This window comes from uncultured Virgibacillus sp., assembly GCF_947495635.1.
Lineage (GTDB): Bacteria > Bacillota > Bacilli > Bacillales > Amphibacillaceae > Virgibacillus > Virgibacillus salarius.
Genome location: NZ_CANMAB010000037.1, coordinates 13905 through 33885, shown reverse-complemented (window position 1 = coordinate 33885; position 19981 = coordinate 13905). Strand labels below are relative to the sequence as shown.

The following is a 19981-nucleotide window of genomic DNA, read 5'->3' as shown; positions in this document are numbered from 1 at the left end:
GGATTTGGGGAGGTGCTCTAATTTTTATGTCTTTAAAGTCTTGAGCCCCAAGGGCTCTATATTATGAAATTAACTCACTAATTAAATGTATTAAATTTTTGCTACAGAATTAAGTCCACTAAGAAATTAATTCTTCAGCAGGAGTTAAATAACTTGAAAAAGTGGTTTAAAATGGAGAATATCTTCGGTTACATAGCATTTGATAAATATATTCTTACGAAGAAAATCGTTTGAGATCAACGGCAAAATAGGGATTATAATTTCAAGATCAGTTTCTTAGTCGTCACAGGTAATAGCTCACTGTTTTAATGGTGATCAAAAACAATTTGTATTGTATACACTGGAATAATTGCCAACTCTACCAAAAGGATGAATCAGACATAATTAAGATATCAGAATTCAAACAAATCGAAGAACCAGTTACCTATGAAATATAGGTAACTAGTTACTTGAAGTTGTTTTAAAACTTGTTACAATTACTGGTTTCAGCCTTGGTTATATAAAATTGTAATGGTAATTCATAGTAATGCACTAACTTTAATATTTCCTATATATAGAATTGTATCTGTAAGTTGAACATCTGTTATTACTCATTGTTAATTTCATTAGTAATGCTATTAGTGATTAATAATGCTCTTATCCCTGCATTCCCAGTTACGGAAGGCTCTCTTTTAAGATTGATACAATTTATGAAATCAGTTAGTTGTACTTGTAGTGGATGTATAGAATCATCCACCTTAATAGTTTTGGTGAGAATAGAGCTTCGTATGTTGATTTCTTTTTTTAATAAATTGACGTCTATAAAAGCATCTTCAGCGAGAATTTGTATGGTTCTAATTTTATTTTTAGATTTAAAACTAGCTGACAGCTTTACGATTGTCTCTTGTGAAGACTTGGCAATGACCACAGCATGCTTAATTGTACCGTCAATTATTTTTCCTAACGCCTTAACTTCCATGAGTTTATCCTTAAGAATCTCTTGCAAAATATAAAGATCATGAATCATTAAATCCTCTACAACATCGATATTTTTAATTCTTTTATGGTAGGGGCTCATACGCTGAAATTCAATGCCAATTATTTTTTTATTTTCTAATACCTTTAGAAGTTCCTGAATTACGGGATTAAAAAGCTCAATGTGGCCAACTTGAAGTATGACCCCTGATTTTAAAGATTTATAAAGCAAATCTTTTGCTTGTTCTACTGTACTGGTCATAGGTTTTTCTAATAACATGTGTACTTTATTATCAATACACTTTAAACCAATATCATAATGAAACTTAGTTGGGACAGCTATACTAACAGCGTCAACTTCTTTTAAGAGATTATCCAATGATGGGAAAGGCTTAATACTGTATTTTTTAGCTATTTCATTTCTTTTCGTTTCATCTATATCATATATACCTATTAGTTGGCAGTGATGATACATAGACGAATACGTTCGTATATGATTCTCTCCCATATTACCAGTTCCAATTACACCAACTCTCATATAATTCTCCTCACTTTGAATACGAATTATTTACATGTTATGCATTAGCTAGAAAGTGAGGTAGACTGTCATAACGACAAATTTCAAAATTGGCAATTGGCCTGTGCGCAAATGATAGGAAGGAGTGTCAACATGATCAAATTGCTATTAATTGCAGAAGACACTTCAAAATTGATCAATAGGAATTTTTATTATTTAGAGCAGGAACTTAAAAATATGGTACATTTAACATTATGGAGAAAGTCTGGACACATTGACTATATAATAAGGAAGCTAGAAACTAGACCCGATTTTATATTACTTTTAAATGATATTAATCAACATATGTCACCAAAGATAAATGGTCTTGCTCATATTGATATACCAACTGGTTTATTTGTAAATGATGTTCATCGCTTTATAAGCCTTAGACGAAATTTTATTAATAAAAATAATATAGATTACTTGTTTTCTGTCATTAGAGATAAATTTTTAACATTATATCCTGAATTTCAAGATAAAATGGAATGGTTTCCGCATTTCGTAAATATAGATGTATGTAAAGACTATAAGTTAAAAAAAGATTTCAATTTATTATTGATGGGAGCGGTAAGTGATACGTATCCCTTAAGGCAAAAAATCATAAAGACGTATGAGGGGAATGCTGATTTCATTTATCACACGCATCCAGGTTATCAAAGTTTCAGAGAGAAAGAACAAGAAAAGATGATTGAGCAGAATTATGCAAAAGAATTGAACAGATCAAAGCTATTTTTTACTTGTCCATCTAGACATAATTATCCAGTTCTAAAATATTTTGAAGCACTTGCTTGTAAAACATTGCTATTAGCCCCTACCTTTAAAGAATTAGAAGATATAGGCTTTATTCCAGGAGTACATTTTGTAGCAATTGATGAAAATAATTTTGAAGAAAAGGCAGAATATTTTTTAGCTCATGAAACGGAACGGAAACAAATAATTGAACAAGGATACCGGTTTATTCATCAACACCATACTGTTCAGCATCGAGCACAACAATTAGTTAAGAAAATAGAAAAGATACTTCAATCACAATAATGGGAGGTTTTTGTTTGTCTTCTATACCTGAAAGTACTCAGATTGGTCATCATGTTACAATTGAGGATCACGTCACAGTTGGAGAGAATGTTGTAATTGGCCATAACTCTGTAATCTTAGAGGGAACAAAAATTGATAACAATGTAACGATTGGCTGTAATTGTGTTCTTGGTATCAAGCCAGCTATTAACCAAAGAATGCGGAAAACGTCGAATACTACCGAGTTAGTAATTAAAGCTGGTACACGGATTGGTCATCTAGTATCCATTTACGCTGGTGTTCAAGTTGGCGAAGAGGTATTCATTGGTGATCATGCGAGTATCAGAGAAAATACGATAGTCGGTGATAAAACGGTTATCGGTAGAGCAGCGATAGTTGAACTAAATACACAAATTGGAGACTCTTGTACTATTCAAACAATGGCATATATTACAGGGGATACCATAATAGAAGATAATGTATTTGTTGGTCCCTGTGTATCAATGTCTAATGATAAGTATATGGGAGCACGAAGTTATAGCCTAAAGGGACCTTTTATTAAAAATGGTGCCAAAATTGGGAATAATGCATCATTACTACCGGGGGTGAATATTGGAAACAACACGATAGTCGGTGCAGGTTCTGTTGTTACAAAGCACTTAGAAAATGGTGTAATAGCTGTAGGCATACCCGCAAAAAAAATAGGTTTATCAGAAGAGCGTTGATATAAATGGATACAAAGCAGATAGAAGATATTATGATTTTGATGCACAATCAATTCGAAGCAGTTGGGAAGAGAATAGGTAATGAATTTCTAATTCCAATAACTTTACTAGAAAAAGGTTACGGTGTTGAAAAAGAGTGGCTAGAAACAGAAAATTTGCTGAAAATTTTCATTACGAAGGCTCGTTATTTAGAAATAGATCAATATGATTATCAAGGTAATTACTTACATTATGACAGAAATCGTGTAGAGAATTGGAATGTTGAATTTATTAATGGTATTCCCAAAACAGTTTACACGTATGGAAAATATTTTAATCCGTCTACAATTGCTCAATATGGGCTGCAACATTATAGCATTTATTTAAAAGAGAAGAAATTAGCAAGTAAGCAAAAATTTTTAAAAGTAGCTAATTGGTTTATGCATCATCAAGATGAACAAGGAGGTTGGCCGTATCAATTTGATCTTCACTATTACCCTGGTAGGTTAAATAAAATCAAGTCTCCATGGTATTCTGCTATTGGATTAGGTATGGTCATGTCCGTTTTATCTAGAGCTACTGCGCTTACCAGAGATAAAAAGTATGAGCAAAGTGCATTAAAAGCCACTAAAATGTTTAAGATCCCTTCAAATAACAATGGGGTGCTAGCTAAGTTTGAAGACAAGTACATGTTTTATGAAGAATGTCCAACAGATCCACCTAGTTTTATTTTGAATGGCTTCATGTTTGGATTAATTGGATTATATGATCTTTATAAACAAAGTGGCGATGTGGAAACAAAAAAATTATATCAAGAAGGAATTGTTTCGCTAAAAAGAATGTTACCTTTATATGATTTGGGGTCACGCACTGCTTATGATTTAACGCATTATACAACGGATGGAGGTTATCCAAATGTAGCAAAGTGGGGATATCATATTACCCATATCCATTTATTAGCTGCATTAAACTCGATAGAGAAGGACGCAAAAATGAACGAAGCATTACAAAGATGGAAAGGCTATTTAGACGGAAAAGTGTCTACTGTATAATTCAAATAAAAGTATACAAATGAATTATTCTCCAAATAGGAAAGAATGTTATAGAAGCTCGATTCTAGGTAGGCTTGTACATCGCAGTGCTCCCCCTATTATGAGATGCGTAAGACAATAGGGGCAGTACGTCTGTGTTTTCCCCTAAGTTGGGGATATCAAGGGGCTCTGGAATGAAAGATCATCGTTAATCCCGCATATAACTGGCAGTAAAATCCCCACTTCAAGCAATAGTGAAATCGATATGGATAAGTGTGGGATCAACTGCCAGTAAATGTCCGATTGGTTCCAGTGCCTTTAGGTCATACCCTTGTGGTACTAACAATCAGTGGGGGAAAACAAAAACCCCCAACTGATTGAAGTTTTACTTTTATTGTATCTGTATAGTTAGTCTCATTTTCTCAGGTTTCTATTTTAAATTAAAAGTCATTCATTAAAATATGCTGAATAGCGTAGGCTGCTTTTCCGTCACCAAACCGTGGAGGAGAATGATTAGGAGTCTTTAGATTCCTGACATTATTTACTATTTGTTTCGTATTATATCCTGCTAGCTGATTCCAGCCGGTCTGTACAGTTTCAATCCACTCTGTTTCCTGCCTTAATGTAATACACGGAATTTGTAGCATATAGGCTTCTTTTTGTAAACCACCAGAATCAGTTAGAACTGCTGTTGCTTGAGCAGTTAATGCTAACATATCAAAATAATGTAATGGTTCTACTGTTTTGATATGAGGTAAATCAATTAATTCATTTAACTTATACTGTTTAATTTTACTTTTAGTTCTAGGGTGTAATGGAAGGACTACTGTTTTATCTAATTGTTGAAATGCAGTTAGTATTTGTTTTAAATGTTCGGGTTGATCGGTATTCTCTGCTCGATGAACAGTGGCAAGATAATAATTATTATTTGTAAGTGATAAATCTTCTAAAATGGTAGATTGTTGGATAGCATGATCTTTAAAGTAAAGAATAGAATCATACATAATATCTCCCGTTAAATAAACACCTCTGCTGATGCCTTCGTGTTCTAAATTATCAATAGCAGTTTGCGTTGGACAAAATAGCAATGTTGATAAATGGTCTGTAATCACTCTATTAATCTCTTCAGGCATTTTTTTATTAAAACTACGTAAACCAGCCTCAACATGAGCTAAGGGAATATGGAGTTTTGCTGCAGCGATGCTTCCTGCAAGGGTTGAATTCGTATCTCCATATACAAGTACAATATCAGGCTTAACAGACATCATGATCTTTTCTAATTCTAATAGCATTTTAGAAGTTTGTTCACCGTGAGAGCCAGAACCTATACCTAAATAATAATCTGGTTTAGCAAGCTTTAATTGGTCAAAAAAGATGGTAGACATATTATCATCATAATGTTGACCTGTGTGTACCATGATCTCTTTTATTTTGGATTGGGAATTGATCGCTTTAGATAACATGGATGCTTTGATAAACTGTGGCCTTGCGCCTACTATAGTTAAAATGTGCATTTCTTTCTCCTTTCTATATAAGGCTTACAGTATAAAATTATGATTTTTTATATCCTTATCACTAGTCTGCACATGACTTGAAAAGTAAAAAAATAGAATAAAAGAGTTAGATATCTAAAACAACTTTAATACAGGAAAGGGGCATGAAAAATTGTCTAAAAAGGTATGCATGCTAGTTGCAGAACACCCATTTTTAGATTCTAGAATATTTAAACGAGAAGCCAAAAGTTTAAAAAATTTAGGTTATGATGTGACATTAATTGTTCCTAGAAAGGATGGATATTTGTTTGACATCGATGGTACTCCTATAAAAGATAAATTTACTTCTTCATCATTTATGCATGAAGGAATTAAGATAGTCACTTATTCATTTGAAGAAAGTAGAGCACCATTAAGCAAAGTCGTAGCTCCCGTATCTAAGTGGGAACAAGGGTTCAGTAACCCATTAACAGAACTTGGTATACAACAAAATGCAGACGTTTATCATGCTCATGAGTATTTATCGCTTTTTGCTGGGATTGGTGTAAAAAGGTTATTAAAGCAAAGGAATAAAGAAGTAAAGTTAATTTATGATAGTCATGAATTAACACCAGACCCTTTCGATCCTAAAAACCATGAGAGTCATCGCAATAACTTGAAAGAGAAGCTTTTAATTATGCTGAAAGAAGTTGATCAAATCATTACCATTTCACATTCGATAAAGTCTTGGTTTCTTTCCCAAGATCCCACATTTTCTGTAGAGGTCATATATAACTCGCATCCATTGGTTAAAGAATTTCAACCAAAGGACTTTACCGGAAATGGTCTAATTGCCTGTTACGAAGGTAACATTGATTATAAAAGGGGAAGTAAGGATAAAATAATACAAATTACAGAAAAATGTGCTGATTCCATCGGATTTCAATTTAAAATTATAGGTGGAACGAGGTTTGGTGATACATTTAAACTTCCCAATCATTTAAAGGATAAAATTAAATTAACTGGGTGGGTAGATTATTATTCTATTACACAACATATGAAAGATGTAGAAGTAGGTTGGATTGATTATGAAGATTTACATGAATCACTTAATCGTTCCTATGCGATGCCGAATAAATTCTTTAGTTATTTAAATAATGGTGTTCCTATTGTAGTAAACCGCTCCCACGAGATGGAATCTTTTTTACGAACCCATCGATGTGGTTTAGTAATTAATAAAAGAGATGCTACTGCTACAGATTATGCTGAAGCTATGCTATATTTAGCCAATAATAAGAAGGTATTGAAACAAATGAGTCTAAACGCTAGAAAAGTAATGGAAGAAACGTATTGCTGGGAGAAAATGGAGAACCGATTAGATAATGTATATCATGAGTTACTCAATAACTAGCGTAAAGCTCTTTTTTAGTTCGTTTCAGTGACCTGCTGTTTTACCCAATTTATCGTTAATGCAATTCCATCCTTAAAGTCAGTTTTACTATAGGAGCCAATCAAGCTCTGCAATTTTTTCATTGATCCCCTATGGCTGGTAACATCAGCTTTTCGATTTGGTTTTCTAAGGATCTCTCCTTGATAATTCATTTCATCAATGATCGTCTCCATTATATATTCAATCGATAACTGTTGGTCTGTTGTAATATTTACAGAATCTCCTGGAGGAATTACGGAATATAGTGTTGTCACGATATCGACAGTATCTTTCACATATATATAATCTCTTGTTTGTTGACCACTGCCATGAATTTCAGGAATTTCATTAGAAAGTATTTTTCTAATCGTTGTAGGAATAACCCCAGCTAGAGGTCCTGTGAAATTTTGTCTAGGCCCGTAATTATTAAATGGCCGAACAATAAATGCGTCTAGATCAAACATGGTTACATAAGACTGTAACATCAAATCAGCAGCAGCTTTTCCGGCGGCATAAGTTGTTGTAGGAGCTAAAGGATGATTTTCATCCATCGGTTGATACTGAGATGATCCAAATGCCTCTGATGATGAAAAATGACACAGTGTTTTAAATTTCTTTTTTCGTTGTAATTCTAATAAATTTTTTAAAACTATAACATTTGTTAAAAAGGCATTGGCTGGATTCATAAACGAATAATTCAATGCTTTGGTTGCACAGTTAAAAACAATGTCAATGTCGTGTTCTTCCATAATATAGTTTAGGGTTTCTTGGTTTTCGGCATTATCGATATAAAGCGTTGTATTATTCTTTTCCAGAGCAGAGGTTAAATTTTCTTTGTTTCCGGTAAAAAGATTATCCAAAATAATAATTTCTTTAGCTTTTTCTTCTATTAATTTATCTATTAAGTGACTTCCAATAAAGCCCGCTCCACCAATGACTAAAATAGTGCTGTTTTTAAGTGACTGCCTTTTCATGTTGCCCTTCCCTTCCATGTTTCATTTAATAATTCAATCGTGACTGTCCACCGTCTACACTAATTGTAGATCCAACGATCCACGAAGCTTTATTTGATGCAAGAAAAACAGCAGTATTTCCTATCTCCTCTGGTTTACCAAGTCTTCCTGCTGGTATGTTAGCTTGTGCATAATTGTCTAAGAAGTGTGGGTCGTTTTTAATTCGTCGTTTCCATTCCTTGTTGGGGTGGAAAATAGCACCTGGAGCAATACCATTAACACGAATATTATGTTTTATTACTTCAGAGCTAAACGATTTTGTGAAACTATTTAAAGCGGATTTTGAAGCGTTATAAGCTGGAACTCCCCCTGATTCCTTTCCGTAAATAGAAGAGATGTTTATAATTACTCCGGACCCTTCAGCAATCATGTGCTGACTTGCTAATTGACTTAAATGAACAGCAGCGATAAAGTTGAGATTCATCGCTTCATTAAAGAGATTGGGGGGTGTTTCTAAAATACTTTTTCCATAGCTAGCCCCTGCATTATTAACAAGAACATCTATTGTATTAAAATCGTTTATAAAATCAGATATTAATTGTTCTCTTTGCTGATTATTTGCGATATCTTTTGTATAAATCTTGACACCAAGTTCCTTTTTTACTGCTTCTAGTTCTAACTTATTTCTAGCTACAATACCCACCTTGGCCCCTTCCTTTAGGAAGGCTTCTGCTATTGCTTTACCAATTCCTTTTGTTCCACCAGTAACAAGTACTTTCTTACCTTGTAATTGTAAATCCATAAGTTATCCTCCAATATTTCATGTAGCGGTGAAAAATACATCACATATTTCAATTATATGTATGAATATTTTATTTAGAGTGTTAATACTTTATTAAGTAGAAAGAAGGACTATATTCAATTCAGACAGTAAAGATAGGGGGATTTTTTTGAATCAAAAGGTATGTATGTTGCTATGTTACCTTCCTTTTCTAGATTCACGTATATTTGAATGTGAGGCCAAAAGCCTTTTAAATCATGGTTTTGATGTTACGATTATTGCACCACGAAAAGGCGGTCTGCTATTTCATGTCGATGGAAAACCATTTTCCAAGCAATTTCGTGATAAGGTTTTTTATTATCAAGGCATTAAAGTTGTTACCTATGATAGTGAAAAAAGATCCGTTAATTATTTATCTGATCCTCTTTATCAATTAGGATTGAAAGAGAATGCAGATTTCTATCATGCCCATGAGTTGAATTCATTTACATATGGTAAAGAAATTAAGTGTGCTTTAAGACAGCAGAACAATAAAAAGGTTAAATTAATATATGACAGCAGACAAATAATTCCAGACCCATTCTCTTTAAAAATTAATGCTGAAACAAAGCAAAGATGGATGAGGACACTCCAAGATAATTTAAAAAAGGTTGATTACATTGTTACAGTATCTGAATCGATTAAATCCTGGTACTTATCTATAGATCCATTGCTATCCATAGAGGTCGTGTATAATGCGCCATCATTAACACCAAATATCAAGAAAAAAAATGGGTCTAATCATTCACTTGTGGTAGCACATGAAGGAAATATATCAAAAGAAACCTTTGAGAAAATAAAAGCAATAACGGATTTTTACAATGAAGATAATAATATTCACTTTAAGATCATTGGTGGTCCAAGATACGGGGAAACACTTTCCATACCAAAACATTTACAATCAAGGATAGAGCTATTTGGTTGGATTAATTATCATGATCTACCGAAAGCCATGGAGGATGTAGATATTGGGTTAATAGATCTTGATCCATCATATTCACTTAATAATGCCTTTACCATGCCTGCTAAATTATTTAGTTATTTAAACAATGGCATCCCTGTTATAGGAAATAAATGTAGTGATCTAGAGAAATTTATTAGAACGTATTACTGTGGAATGGTAATTAATAAACGAAATCCTAGCTATTTGGATTATATAGATGCGATACAATATTTGCACCAATATACGAATGAATGGCAGATAATGAGTAAGAATGCAAGAAACGTTATGCAAGAAACCTATAGCTGGAGTCATATGGAAAAACGTTTATTGGCGGTTTATCAATCCTTAGTTGGAAACCGACAACCGTATTTTCTGTTATAGAATGAATTGAGGCTATTATTGGGAGGGTAATAATGCATACAGATGTTTGTTTTTTATTAACGGAGCATCCTTTTCTGGATGCTCGTATTTTTAAAAAGGAAGCGAAGAGCCTGTTAAAACAAGGGTATCGTGTAACGATGATTGTGCCCAGAATAGAGGGGTATTTATTTGATATTGACGGTAGTACATTTACTGAACGTTTTCTAGAAAAAACGTTTTATTATGAAGGCATAAAGATAGTTACATATGAGCAAATGTTCCCGGAAAAAAATATAAAAACATTGCATTATAACCTCCAGTCGAAAAAGAATAATCAGTTTTCAGATCCGTTAACACAACTAGGGATTGAGCAGGATGCTGATATTTATCATGCACATGAATTTTTTTCTTTATATTCTGGTATTTTGATCAAACGTGCATTCATGTCTCAAGGAAAACGATGCAAACTTGTTTATGATAGTCATGAATTAGAACCTGACCCCCTTTTAAAACAGCCTATCCAAACGTTGAAAATAAAAATTCAGATGCTGAAAATAATGCTAAAAGAGTTAGATTATTTGGTAACTGTATCTGAATCAATTAAAGAGTGGTATTTATCCTTTAATCTCAATCTCCCTATAGAAATAATTTATAATTCTCCACCGTTAGCTAGGGATTATGTACCGAAGAAAACGAACAATTCCGAATTAACGCTTGTGTATGAAGGCACAGTAAATAAAAAGAGAGGGAGCTTTGATAAATTTGTTCATATATTGGAATTAGTTAATAAGCAAATGTCTGTAAAAGCCAAAATAATTGGGGGATGGAAGGCAGATAAATACGATAATAATCATTACAACCTAACGAATATTAATGATCATATTGAATTTGTTGGTTGGCAGCATTATGATTCCATACCAAAAGCTATGAAAGATGCAGATATAGGGTGGATTGATTTAGACGTCAGCCATTCTTTAAATAACAGATTTGCTATGCCAAATAAGTTCTTTAGTTATTTAAACAATGGTGTTCCTGTTTTAGTAAATCAATGCAAAGATATGGCTGAATTTATTCAAACGTATCGATGTGGTTACGTTGTCCCCAAACTAAAGGCTGATGCGCAAGATTACGTAGAAGCTTTACTTTATTTAGAAAATTATAAGCTTGATGAGATGAGTTATCATGCACGAGAGATAATGGAGTCTATGTTCAGTTGGGAGCATATGGAAAATAGACTATTTAAAGTGTATAAAAAATTAATGGATGGATAATTGGGAGAATAGTGCTAATTAGCCATCGAAAAGTGTCCGTTTGTAGTGTAAAGCGACGGGTTTAACGCACGTAAAATATTTAAGAAATAAGAATGAATAGGAAACAATGGGCGAAAACATAACGCCTAAATATTAATATACGAGGAGAATTCTAATGAAAGTCTTACATTTACCTTATGGTGCCCCTATGATTGAATTATGTAGGGCATTACGAGCAAAAGGAGTCGAGGCGACAGCATGCCATTTTAACGACAATATATACAAGTTTCAACCAGATATGTGCCTACATTTAAATTTATTACCACCTACGGAAAGGGAAAAAAGAATTAACGAATTTTTAGAAGAAGCGATGCAAACCTATGACATCTTTCACTTTCATTTTGGTGAAACTTTTTTTTCTGATAAAAGGGATCTAGCCATGTTAAAGCAAGCAGGTAAGAAAATGATCGTACATCACCATGGTTCTGATATTCGCGTATTGTCCGTTGCAAAGCGTTTAAACCCATATGTTCGTGTGAAACCTGAATGGACGGAAGAAAAAATATATAGCAATGTAGAGACTCTTTCAGGCTATATTGATCATGCCGTTGTCCAAGACCCTGAATTGGAAGGGTATATTTCACACATGTATAAACATACACATATTATTCCACATACTATTAATGTCCGTAATTTTAAGCCAAAGTACCCTGACCCACGAAAAACATCTCCACTTGTTGTTCATGCTCCTACCTCGCGCGATCTTAAGGGGACAGAATTTATTTTACAAGCTGTTCATGATTTAAAGGAATCAGGAATACCTTTTCAGTTTAAATTGCTTGAAGGGATTACATATGAAGAGACAAGGAATCTGCTGTCCCAAGCTGATATTGTTATCGATCAGTTACGAATTGGGGCTAGCGGGTATATTAGTTCTGAGGCAATGGCCTTCGGAAAGCCTGTTATTTGCTATTTAAGGGAAGACCTAGTGACTAAATATCCCGGTAATACCCCAATCATAAATGCGAATCCTTCTACGATTACAAGCGTACTAAAAGAACTAATCCAAAGACCAAAGAGCTGGAATAAGCTTGGAAAAAGGGGAAGAAAATATATTGAGACATATCATGATTCTCCAATAGTCGCACAACGTTATCTTGATATTTATAACGAACTAAAGTAGTAGTTTTAGAGGCGGTAGTTGATTTTATCCTTATAAGTGCTAATGTACAGTCATTCTACAAGTGGATTCGTATGTTATAGTATCTTTCTTTGTAGAAATGAGGGTGAATAATGATAACAAATCAACAAGAAGCATTAGCGAATGTGGCAGTAATTGGACTTGGGAAAATTGGATTAACGATAGCTGCAGTATTTGCGAATAATAATTATAATGTCTATGGATCGGATATAAATAAGGATGTTGTAGCTACAATTAATCAAGGTAAATCTCATATTGTTAATGAACCTGGCTTAGATAAGTTGGTTTTGACAGCTCATAAAAGCAAGAACTTATCTGCAACCACTGTGACAGCAGAAGCTGTTACGAAATCGGATATAGTTGTTGTAATTGTCCCTGTACTAATCGATAATCAGTACAATGTAGATTATCAATTGATAGATGCTGCCGTTAAAGATATAGCTAGTGGGATTAAAAAAGGTACACTAGTTATTTTTGAAACGACTATTCCTCCTGGTGATACACAACATCGGTTTGGTAAAAAGATAGAAGAGCTATCTGGTTTACGCTTAGGAGAAGATTTCTACCTCGCTTATAGTCCAGAGAGAGTTTATTCCAATCGAATAATAGAAGATTTAAAAAAATATCCAAAGGTTGTTGGTGGAGTTAATGAAAAGAGTTTGGAATTAGCTGTAAAATTTTATAAAAATGCTTTACATTGTGAATTGATTGAAGTGAGCTCAATAGAAACAGCTGAGTTTTCTAAAATTGCAGAATGTGTATATCGTGATGTGAATATTGCACTTGCAAATGAGCTAGCTCAGTTTGCAGAAACAAAAGGCGTAAATATGTCAGAAGTAATAGTAGCAAGTAATAGTCAGCCATATTCACATTTACACACACCTGGAATTGGTGTTGGAGGACATTGTATTCCAATATATCCATATTTTTTTATTAATAAAGGTTTGAAACAAGGAATGACACGGTTGGCAAGGACAATTAATGATCGTATGGCTAATTATGCTATTGCTAAGATTGAAAAGGAACTTGGAAGCTTAACAGACAAAAATATTCTCATTCTAGGATTATCGTATAGAGAAAATGTAAAGGAACCAACTAAGTCTACAACATTACTTTTAATGGACCAACTAACGAATATGCGATCAAATGTATTTGTAAATGATCCTTTATTTACGAATGAAGAAATTAAATCATATGGAGCTTCGCCTTTATCTTTACAGGATAAATTTGTTTCTGAAATTGATGTTGTAATCCTTCAAGCTTTTCATGATGCTTATACTGATTTAAGTTTTGAAGAGTTCAAAAATTGTATGCTAGTTTTAGATGGCCGAAATAAACTAAATAAAAATGAGATCAGTAGTCTGGGGATTACTTATAGGAGTATAGGTAATGAAAAGCCAAAGGAGGAGTTATGATGTTTAACAATAACAAATTAACCCCTATTCCAATGGTAGATTTAAAAGAAGAATTATATCTAATAAGAAGTCCAATTATCGAGACGTTAGGTGATGTCTTAGATAGCGGTGAGTATATACTAGGAGAAAAAGGAGAGAAATTAGAAAAGGCAATAGCGAAATATGTAGGAGCATCGTATGGTGCCGGAGTAGCAAATGGCACTGATGCTTTAGAATTGTCCCTTAAAGCTTTAAATGTTGGGGACGGAGATGAAGTAATTACTACTCCGTTTACTTTCTTTGCTACTGGTGAAGCCATCGCACAAGTCGGTGCTACTCCTGTTTTTGTAGATATTGAAGAAGAAACATATAATATAGATCCTGCAAAAATTGAAGAACAAATTACGGAAAAAACAAAAGCCATTCTTGTAGTACATTTATATGGTCAAATTGCTAGAATGAAAGAAATCATAGATATAGCTAAAAAATATAACTTGAAGGTGATTGAAGATGCTTGTCAGGCAATTGGAGCAGAAGATGATAGAAAAAGAGTAGGATCGATTGGAGATATTGCTTGCTTCTCTTTTTTTCCTTCAAAAAATCTCGGGGCATTTGGTGACGCAGGAATGATAACTACGAATCAAAAAAAGGTTTATGAACAAATTTGTAAACTCAGAAATCATGGTAGTAAGGAAAAATATTATCATTCATCAATTGGTATGAACAGTAGGCTTGATGAATTTCAAGCTGCTATTTTATTAATTAAATTATCTTATTTAGATATTTTCCTGCATCAGCGAAGGGAGGTTGCAAGGCGGTATACAGATAACTTTAAGGAATTTGTGAAAAGCCCAGTAATACCAAATAACAAAGCGCATACTTTCCATCAGTATTGTATTGAATTAGATAAAAGAGACGAACTTGCACTAGAATTAAGAAATTATGGAATTGCCTCTGCTATTTATTATCCAATTCCTTTACATTTGCAGCAGGCTTTTCATTATCTCGAATATAAAGAAGGGGATTTCCCGATAGCAGAAAAAGTAGCTAATAGAATACTTGCGTTGCCTATATATCCAATGCTATCTATTCAAAAACAAGAGTATGTGATTGAAAAGGTTTTAAACTTTTTAAATAGCGGTCTATAAGCCATAGATAAACTAATTACGCCCATAATTGTAGAGGAGTAATGAACTAGTCTTATGGGCGTTTTTATGCTTTGCTTTCTTAGGACTATTAATAAGCTCTAATGATTTTTTTGATTAGTTAATCATTTATAATTTACAATAACAAGTAGTGAAGAAGCTATAGTCGGCTATATATACGTAATACTTATTCAATCCTTTTCATTTATTTTAGGACTTTTATTATTTATCCTAGGAATTATGTTGTTAATAAACTCATTCCATTTGCTACCGTTATTTTTGGTAATACTTTCTTTGTGTTCTCTAATATTATAAATCGTAAAATCCTGATAATGTAGCTTAGATTGCTTTACTAATTGCAATAAGATGCTTACATCTTCATACAGCCTTCCACTTTCAAAATCGATTACTGGAAAGCCACCTACTTTTTTTAAAATCGATGTTCGATATATCCTCGGTCCGAGAGGGAATGAATAAGACATCAACTCAGCTTCTCCGTCAACGCTTTTCCCCTTACTTATTCCTTTAAAAAGTATGTCTTCATTTACTTGTTTCCATCTCCTAAAATTACCGTAGAGCACGGATGTTTCCTTCGAGAGCTTTAATAAGTACTTTTTTACAATGGATACTGCATTAGGATCTAGCCAATCATCGGCATCAAGCTCTACTATAAATTCAGATGTAACATAAGGTAGTAGTTTATTTAAGGCTTTAGCCTTGCCTCCATTATTTTTGGTAAATAATCTTACCTGTTCTCTATTATCCCATTGTAATAGTTTATTTAAGGAGTTATCTGTAGAGCCATCATCGATGATTAGTATTTGATCAAATGGTTCTATTTGTAAAGTGCATGAAGCAACGGCGGTTTCTACATATTTTTCCATATTATAATTTGAGATTAATACAGTAAGAGAAGGAGAACTTCGTTTATTTTTTTCTAATTGGTATTTTTCTATCATTAATTGTTTTTCCTTATTTGTAGAGGTGACTGTTTGCCATGCTTGCTTAATCAAACCTTCTTTGTTAACTTGACATGATTTATCTATATTCGCAATCCAAGCAGGCAAAAAGGCTTCTTTAAATGGAGTTTTAACGTTGGAGAACCCACCTATTTTTTTAATATACGCAGTCGATACGAAAAGTGGCAGATAAATAATACTATGATGGTCATGGCAGCACGTTGCTAACACTGTCTTTGGTTGTTTAAGCTGAAGCTTTTCTGAGGAGATATGTGGAGATAGACAATGTGTGTGACTTAGAAATAAAGCATAGGGGGTAATCATCTGATCTATCACATTATTTAGTTCTTTTTCTAAGTCATTCTTAATAGGAACAAAATCAAAATGGATAGACCAATCACTAAACTGACTACTATCTAAAACTACATTTTCTTCTTGAAATACAATAACAGAATTTATTCTCTTATGAAGAGCACGTAAAGAAGCTATCATTTTATAGAATACTTTTTGATTGAAAGGAAAGATGATAATGGCTGATATATCTTTCAACATTATAGACCGCCACCTTTGCATAGTATTAAAAAATCGAATAGTGTAGGTGCCATATACAGAAAATCTATATAGTATATGCTTTTTAAGTCGCTTAAGTGCATGGCTTAATTTAGGATAGAAGTAACAAAATTACTTTTAGCAAAGAGGTAAAACTAAATAAAGACGTTGGCGGATTTAATAGTCATTATTATTTCTGTAAGTCCTAGTAATCAATTAACTTTTAAAGTTATTAAGTTTTAGCGAGTGGCTGATTAATGATCTATTGTTATTTGTCATGGGGAAAAGAATATAGAGTATAATGCCATAATCTAGTAAACTAATACTACTACTAAAAGGATAAACGAAAATACAGAGCGTAAGGAGAAATCGAATGGCAGGCCTATTAGTAATACATAGTCTAGAAAAGCGAACAAAAGATTCTATCATATTTCCGATATTTAATCTTACTATAGAGAAAGGAGATATTACTGCTGTTTATTCCACATTAAATATAAGAAAAGTGCTGTTAGAAATAATTTCTGGTAAAACGCTGGCATCGAAGGGGGAAATTCGTATCAATGGCGTTACAATAATGGAAAATAGAAATCTATTTTTATCAGGAGTGGTCCTAGCCTTCTATGAGGACGGGATATATGACAGATTAAAAGTAAGAGACTATTTCTCATTCTATCGAGCAATTTACGATAGTAATCAAACGATTGATCAACTTTTGCGTATCACGCAGCTGCAAGATAAACAAAACCAAAAAATAAAAACGCTAACGTATTCTGAAAAACAGCGCGTCCGTTTTGGAAAACAATTGCTTCAGCATGCTGAGTTATATATTTTTGAAGAACCAGATTTAAACGTCGATGTTGAAACAAGACAAGTATTTATTGCTATTACGAGAAGATTGCAGCATGAAGGGAAGGGTGTTCTTATACTAACTGGTAATTTGGAAAGTGCGCTAACTATTGCTGATCAAGTTCTTCGTATAGATGAATCAGGTTTACAACAAATTCCTACAGAGAAAGGAGAAAGTGATTCGATATTAGACGATCCAATGCTTGAAGCAGAAGTACAGCCTTTTCAGTTAAATAAAATACCAACGAAAGTAAATGACAAAATCGTGCTATTTGATCCTCCTGAGATTGATTATATTGAAAGTAATGATGGACAATCTCACATATACAGTAATGGTAATCTCTTCACTAGTGCATCTACATTAAATGAATTGGAAAGCCGCTTGGAGCATTTTGGATTCTTTCGCTGCCATCGCTCTTATATAGTTAATTTGCAAAAGGTACGTGAAGTCATAACATGGACACGTAATAGTTATAGTTTAATTCTAAATAATAAAGAAAAGACCTCCATTCCATTGTCCAAATCAAAAATGGCACAATTGAAGGATATGTTAGGAATGAAATAGACTCCATTCATCCATTCAATGGCTCCATTCACGGTAAAAATACTGCTAAATTGCAGATTTTTTCCTATGCTGAGGTTACACGAAACAGTTATCAGCATAGGAGGAAAATGAATGGAACATATTATACAGGTAAAATCACTTGCTAAGATTTATGGCAATCAAGCTGCATTAGAAGATGTAAATTTTACGGTGGAAAAAGGAGAAACGTTTGGATTTTTGGGGCCAAGTGGAGCTGGGAAAACGACCACTATTAAAATTTTAACTGGCCAATTATTACAAACATCTGGAGAGGCCACGGTTTTTGGAAAACCAGCATCATCTTTAAATAAACCACAGTACCGACGTGAATTTGGAGTAATTACAGATAATAGTGGGCTATATAGTCGATTATCTATTGAGGATAATTTAAATCTATATTGTCAGCTGTATCAAGTTTCAACGAAACGGATTGGAGAGGTATTGGAAATGGTAAGTCTCTCTGAAGAACGAAAAAAGCAGGTAGCTAAGTTGTCAAAGGGGATGTTTCAACGCGTCATTTTGGCAAGGGCATTACTGCACAAGCCAGCGCTTTTATTTCTTGACGAACCGACGTCTGCTCTAGACCCTGCCAATTCAGCACTTATTCATCAAGGATTACGTGAACTGAACAAGGAGGGGACAACGATTTTTTTAACAACGCATGATATGAATGAAGCTGAAAACATTTGTGACCGTGTAGCATTTCTTCATCAAGGAAGAATTCAGTTGCTAGATCAACCGAAAAAGCTTCGTAGGCAATTTGCGGAAGCTTCCGTATGCATTGAACTAAAAGATGGTAGAGAAATTAATGTACCAGCTGGTCCAGAAGGAGCAAAGGACATATACGATTATTTTGCATCAGATCAAGTAGTCTCTATTCATTCCAATGAACCAACACTTGGAGATATATTTGTAGAACTAACAGGGAGGAAACTGGTATGACTTTTTCAATGAAAAGAATGTACGCTATCTTTCTAAAGGATTTAAAGGATTTATCGAAGAATATGTTTATTACTTCCTCAATGCTAATGCCACTATTAATTGCTGTGCTATATTCGAGAATGGATGAGCTTTCTATAGATATGATTTATCTAGTTATTAATCTTTCGTTCTCTACAATCGGAGTATTTGTGCAAAGTGCCATTATTGCTGAAGAAAAAGAAAAAAATACCTTGCGTGGTTTAATGCTTTCTCCCGCAACTATTCTAGAGATATTTGGTGGTAAGAGCTTAGTTACTTTTTTATTGACACTTCTAACCATCATACTATCAGCAAGATTAATAGATTATGAGCCATCAAGTATAAGTCTCATTGCTATTGCACTGATAATCTCATCTGTTTTTTATATTGGTCTTGGTACACTAATGGGATTATTAACGAAATCAGTTGTAGAAGCATCTGTCATTACGTTACCAATTATCTTTTTATTCGGTTTTAGTACGTTGTTACAAACATTAATCAATACTTATCCAATTCTGTCCTTTATTGAATACTTACCAAATGTTCAACTGGCAGAATTGGCAAAAGAAGTGCAGCTTGGGGCAGGTATCGAAGATATTTGGGGTTATTTAGCTATCATTTTGGTATGGGGAATAGGAATTTGGCTGTTAACGACCTGGTTTTATAAAAAGAAGGAGACTGCTGGATAGCAAGACTGATAAACATTATTTTGAATGCTTGGTATTAGAGTTATTTGTGTAAATTGAAGTGCAAGCTTTATTGATTTAGGTGAAGAAGGATGTAATTTCGTTATGATTCTAGGTTTCTTATGTACGATAAGTTACAGGAATCGAAGTGAAAAAATTATAAATTGCC

17 protein-coding genes are annotated in these 19981 nt (G+C 33.5%); 12 read left to right on the top strand and 5 right to left on the bottom strand.

Annotation, left to right across the window (positions count from 1 at the left end; all coding sequences use genetic code 11):
- Positions 1-586: 586 nt before the first annotated feature.
- A complete protein-coding gene (locus Q1A47_RS10120; protein ID WP_026682471.1) occupies positions 587-1492 on the bottom strand; it encodes a Gfo/Idh/MocA family protein in 906 nt (301 codons plus the stop codon).
- A gap of 132 nt (positions 1493-1624) precedes the next feature.
- Between Q1A47_RS10120 and Q1A47_RS10115 the strand changes: the two genes are divergently transcribed.
- The 3 genes from Q1A47_RS10115 to Q1A47_RS10105 are packed head-to-tail and all read left to right on the top strand — an operon-like array spanning position 1625 to position 4283.
- Positions 1625-2548 carry a glycosyltransferase gene (locus Q1A47_RS10115; protein ID WP_166530643.1) on the top strand — a complete coding sequence of 308 codons (924 nt, stop codon included), beginning with the start codon at positions 1625-1627 and terminating at the stop codon, positions 2546-2548.
- Positions 2549-2562: 14 nt separating this feature from the next.
- A complete protein-coding gene (locus Q1A47_RS10110; protein WP_026682473.1) occupies positions 2563-3252 on the top strand; it encodes an acyltransferase in 690 nt (229 codons plus the stop codon).
- A gap of 5 nt (positions 3253-3257) precedes the next feature.
- Positions 3258-4283 carry a D-glucuronyl C5-epimerase family protein gene (locus Q1A47_RS10105; RefSeq protein WP_166530642.1) on the top strand — a complete coding sequence of 342 codons (1026 nt, stop codon included), beginning with the start codon at positions 3258-3260 and terminating at the stop codon, positions 4281-4283.
- Positions 4284-4702: 419 nt separating this feature from the next.
- On the opposite strand, the gene wecB is transcribed toward Q1A47_RS10105, so the two are convergent.
- Positions 4703-5776, bottom strand: coding sequence for a non-hydrolyzing UDP-N-acetylglucosamine 2-epimerase (gene wecB / locus Q1A47_RS10100; protein ID WP_166530641.1), 1074 nt, complete (start codon positions 5774-5776; stop codon positions 4703-4705).
- A gap of 151 nt (positions 5777-5927) precedes the next feature.
- Between wecB and Q1A47_RS10095 the strand changes: the two genes are divergently transcribed.
- On the top strand, positions 5928-7145 hold the full coding sequence (locus Q1A47_RS10095) for a glycosyltransferase (RefSeq protein ID WP_026682476.1): 1218 nt from the start codon (positions 5928-5930) through the stop codon (positions 7143-7145).
- A gap of 14 nt (positions 7146-7159) precedes the next feature.
- On the opposite strand, the gene Q1A47_RS10090 is transcribed toward Q1A47_RS10095, so the two are convergent.
- Both Q1A47_RS10090 and Q1A47_RS10085 read right to left on the bottom strand, forming a co-directional pair.
- The gene (locus Q1A47_RS10090; protein ID WP_026682477.1) at positions 7160-8137 is read right to left on the bottom strand and encodes a dTDP-glucose 4,6-dehydratase; all 978 of its coding nucleotides are present in this window, start codon (positions 8135-8137) and stop codon (positions 7160-7162) included.
- A 25-nt stretch (positions 8138-8162) separates the two neighbouring features.
- On the bottom strand, positions 8163-8918 hold the full coding sequence (locus Q1A47_RS10085) for an SDR family NAD(P)-dependent oxidoreductase (RefSeq protein ID WP_026682478.1): 756 nt from the start codon (positions 8916-8918) through the stop codon (positions 8163-8165).
- A 148-nt stretch (positions 8919-9066) separates the two neighbouring features.
- Here Q1A47_RS10085 and Q1A47_RS10080 point away from each other — a divergent pair, with 148 nt between their 5' ends.
- The 5 genes from Q1A47_RS10080 (at position 9067) to Q1A47_RS10060 (ending at position 15232) form a co-directional block, all read left to right on the top strand.
- Positions 9067-10260 carry a glycosyltransferase gene (locus tag Q1A47_RS10080; protein WP_166530640.1) on the top strand — a complete coding sequence of 398 codons (1194 nt, stop codon included), beginning with the start codon at positions 9067-9069 and terminating at the stop codon, positions 10258-10260.
- A 32-nt stretch (positions 10261-10292) separates the two neighbouring features.
- On the top strand, positions 10293-11510 hold the full coding sequence (locus Q1A47_RS10075; protein ID WP_034679477.1) for a glycosyltransferase: 1218 nt from the start codon (positions 10293-10295) through the stop codon (positions 11508-11510).
- A gap of 154 nt (positions 11511-11664) precedes the next feature.
- Entirely contained in the window at positions 11665-12672 is a 1008-nt protein-coding gene (locus Q1A47_RS10070; RefSeq protein WP_026682482.1) for a glycosyltransferase family 4 protein, read from the top strand.
- A 110-nt stretch (positions 12673-12782) separates the two neighbouring features.
- A complete protein-coding gene (locus Q1A47_RS10065) occupies positions 12783-14105 on the top strand; it encodes a nucleotide sugar dehydrogenase (RefSeq protein WP_026682483.1) in 1323 nt (440 codons plus the stop codon).
- Entirely contained in the window at positions 14105-15232 is a 1128-nt protein-coding gene (locus tag Q1A47_RS10060; protein WP_034679479.1) for a DegT/DnrJ/EryC1/StrS aminotransferase family protein, read from the top strand. The genes Q1A47_RS10065 and Q1A47_RS10060 overlap by 1 nt, the downstream gene beginning before the upstream one ends.
- Positions 15233-15420: 188 nt before the next feature.
- On the opposite strand, the gene Q1A47_RS10055 is transcribed toward Q1A47_RS10060, so the two are convergent.
- Positions 15421-16740 carry a glycosyltransferase family A protein gene (locus Q1A47_RS10055; protein WP_051388420.1) on the bottom strand — a complete coding sequence of 440 codons (1320 nt, stop codon included), beginning with the start codon at positions 16738-16740 and terminating at the stop codon, positions 15421-15423.
- 370 nt (positions 16741-17110) lie between these two features.
- On the opposite strand from Q1A47_RS10055, the gene Q1A47_RS10050 reads away from it, so the two are divergent.
- The 3 genes from Q1A47_RS10050 to Q1A47_RS10040 all read left to right on the top strand — a co-directional run bounded on the left by Q1A47_RS10050 (position 17111) and on the right by Q1A47_RS10040 (position 19815).
- Complete coding sequence (locus Q1A47_RS10050) at positions 17111-18148, top strand: LytTR family transcriptional regulator DNA-binding domain-containing protein (protein WP_026682485.1); 1038 nt, start codon at positions 17111-17113, stop codon at positions 18146-18148.
- 111 nt (positions 18149-18259) lie between these two features.
- Positions 18260-19108 carry an ABC transporter ATP-binding protein gene (locus tag Q1A47_RS10045; RefSeq protein WP_026682486.1) on the top strand — a complete coding sequence of 283 codons (849 nt, stop codon included), beginning with the start codon at positions 18260-18262 and terminating at the stop codon, positions 19106-19108.
- Positions 19105-19815 carry an ABC transporter permease gene (locus Q1A47_RS10040; protein WP_026682487.1) on the top strand — a complete coding sequence of 237 codons (711 nt, stop codon included), beginning with the start codon at positions 19105-19107 and terminating at the stop codon, positions 19813-19815. Before Q1A47_RS10045 ends, Q1A47_RS10040 begins: the two co-directional genes overlap by 4 nt.
- Positions 19816-19981 lie beyond the last annotated feature (166 nt).

Bases quoted from the DNA above. Each gene is read 5' to 3' on its own strand.
- Q1A47_RS10120 (WP_026682471.1), bottom strand. From the start codon at position 1,492: ATGAGAGTTGGTGTAATTGGAACTGGTAATATGGGAGAGAATCATATA.
- Q1A47_RS10115 (WP_166530643.1), top strand. From the start codon at position 1,625: ATGATCAAATTGCTATTAATTGCAGAAGACACTTCAAAATTGATCAAT.
- Q1A47_RS10105 (WP_166530642.1), top strand. From the start codon at position 3,258: ATGGATACAAAGCAGATAGAAGATATTATGATTTTGATGCACAATCAA.
- wecB (WP_166530641.1), bottom strand. From the start codon at position 5,776: ATGCACATTTTAACTATAGTAGGCGCAAGGCCACAGTTTATCAAAGCA.
- Q1A47_RS10090 (WP_026682477.1), bottom strand. From the start codon at position 8,137: ATGAAAAGGCAGTCACTTAAAAACAGCACTATTTTAGTCATTGGTGGA.
- Q1A47_RS10085 (WP_026682478.1), bottom strand. From the start codon at position 8,918: ATGGATTTACAATTACAAGGTAAGAAAGTACTTGTTACTGGTGGAACA.
- Q1A47_RS10075 (WP_034679477.1), top strand. From the start codon at position 10,293: ATGCATACAGATGTTTGTTTTTTATTAACGGAGCATCCTTTTCTGGAT.
- Q1A47_RS10070 (WP_026682482.1), top strand. From the start codon at position 11,665: ATGAAAGTCTTACATTTACCTTATGGTGCCCCTATGATTGAATTATGT.
- Q1A47_RS10065 (WP_026682483.1), top strand. From the start codon at position 12,783: ATGATAACAAATCAACAAGAAGCATTAGCGAATGTGGCAGTAATTGGA.
- Q1A47_RS10060 (WP_034679479.1), top strand. From the start codon at position 14,105: ATGTTTAACAATAACAAATTAACCCCTATTCCAATGGTAGATTTAAAA.
- Q1A47_RS10055 (WP_051388420.1), bottom strand. From the start codon at position 16,740: ATGTTGAAAGATATATCAGCCATTATCATCTTTCCTTTCAATCAAAAA.
- Q1A47_RS10050 (WP_026682485.1), top strand. From the start codon at position 17,111: ATGGCAGGCCTATTAGTAATACATAGTCTAGAAAAGCGAACAAAAGAT.
- Q1A47_RS10045 (WP_026682486.1), top strand. From the start codon at position 18,260: ATGGAACATATTATACAGGTAAAATCACTTGCTAAGATTTATGGCAAT.
- Q1A47_RS10040 (WP_026682487.1), top strand. From the start codon at position 19,105: ATGACTTTTTCAATGAAAAGAATGTACGCTATCTTTCTAAAGGATTTA.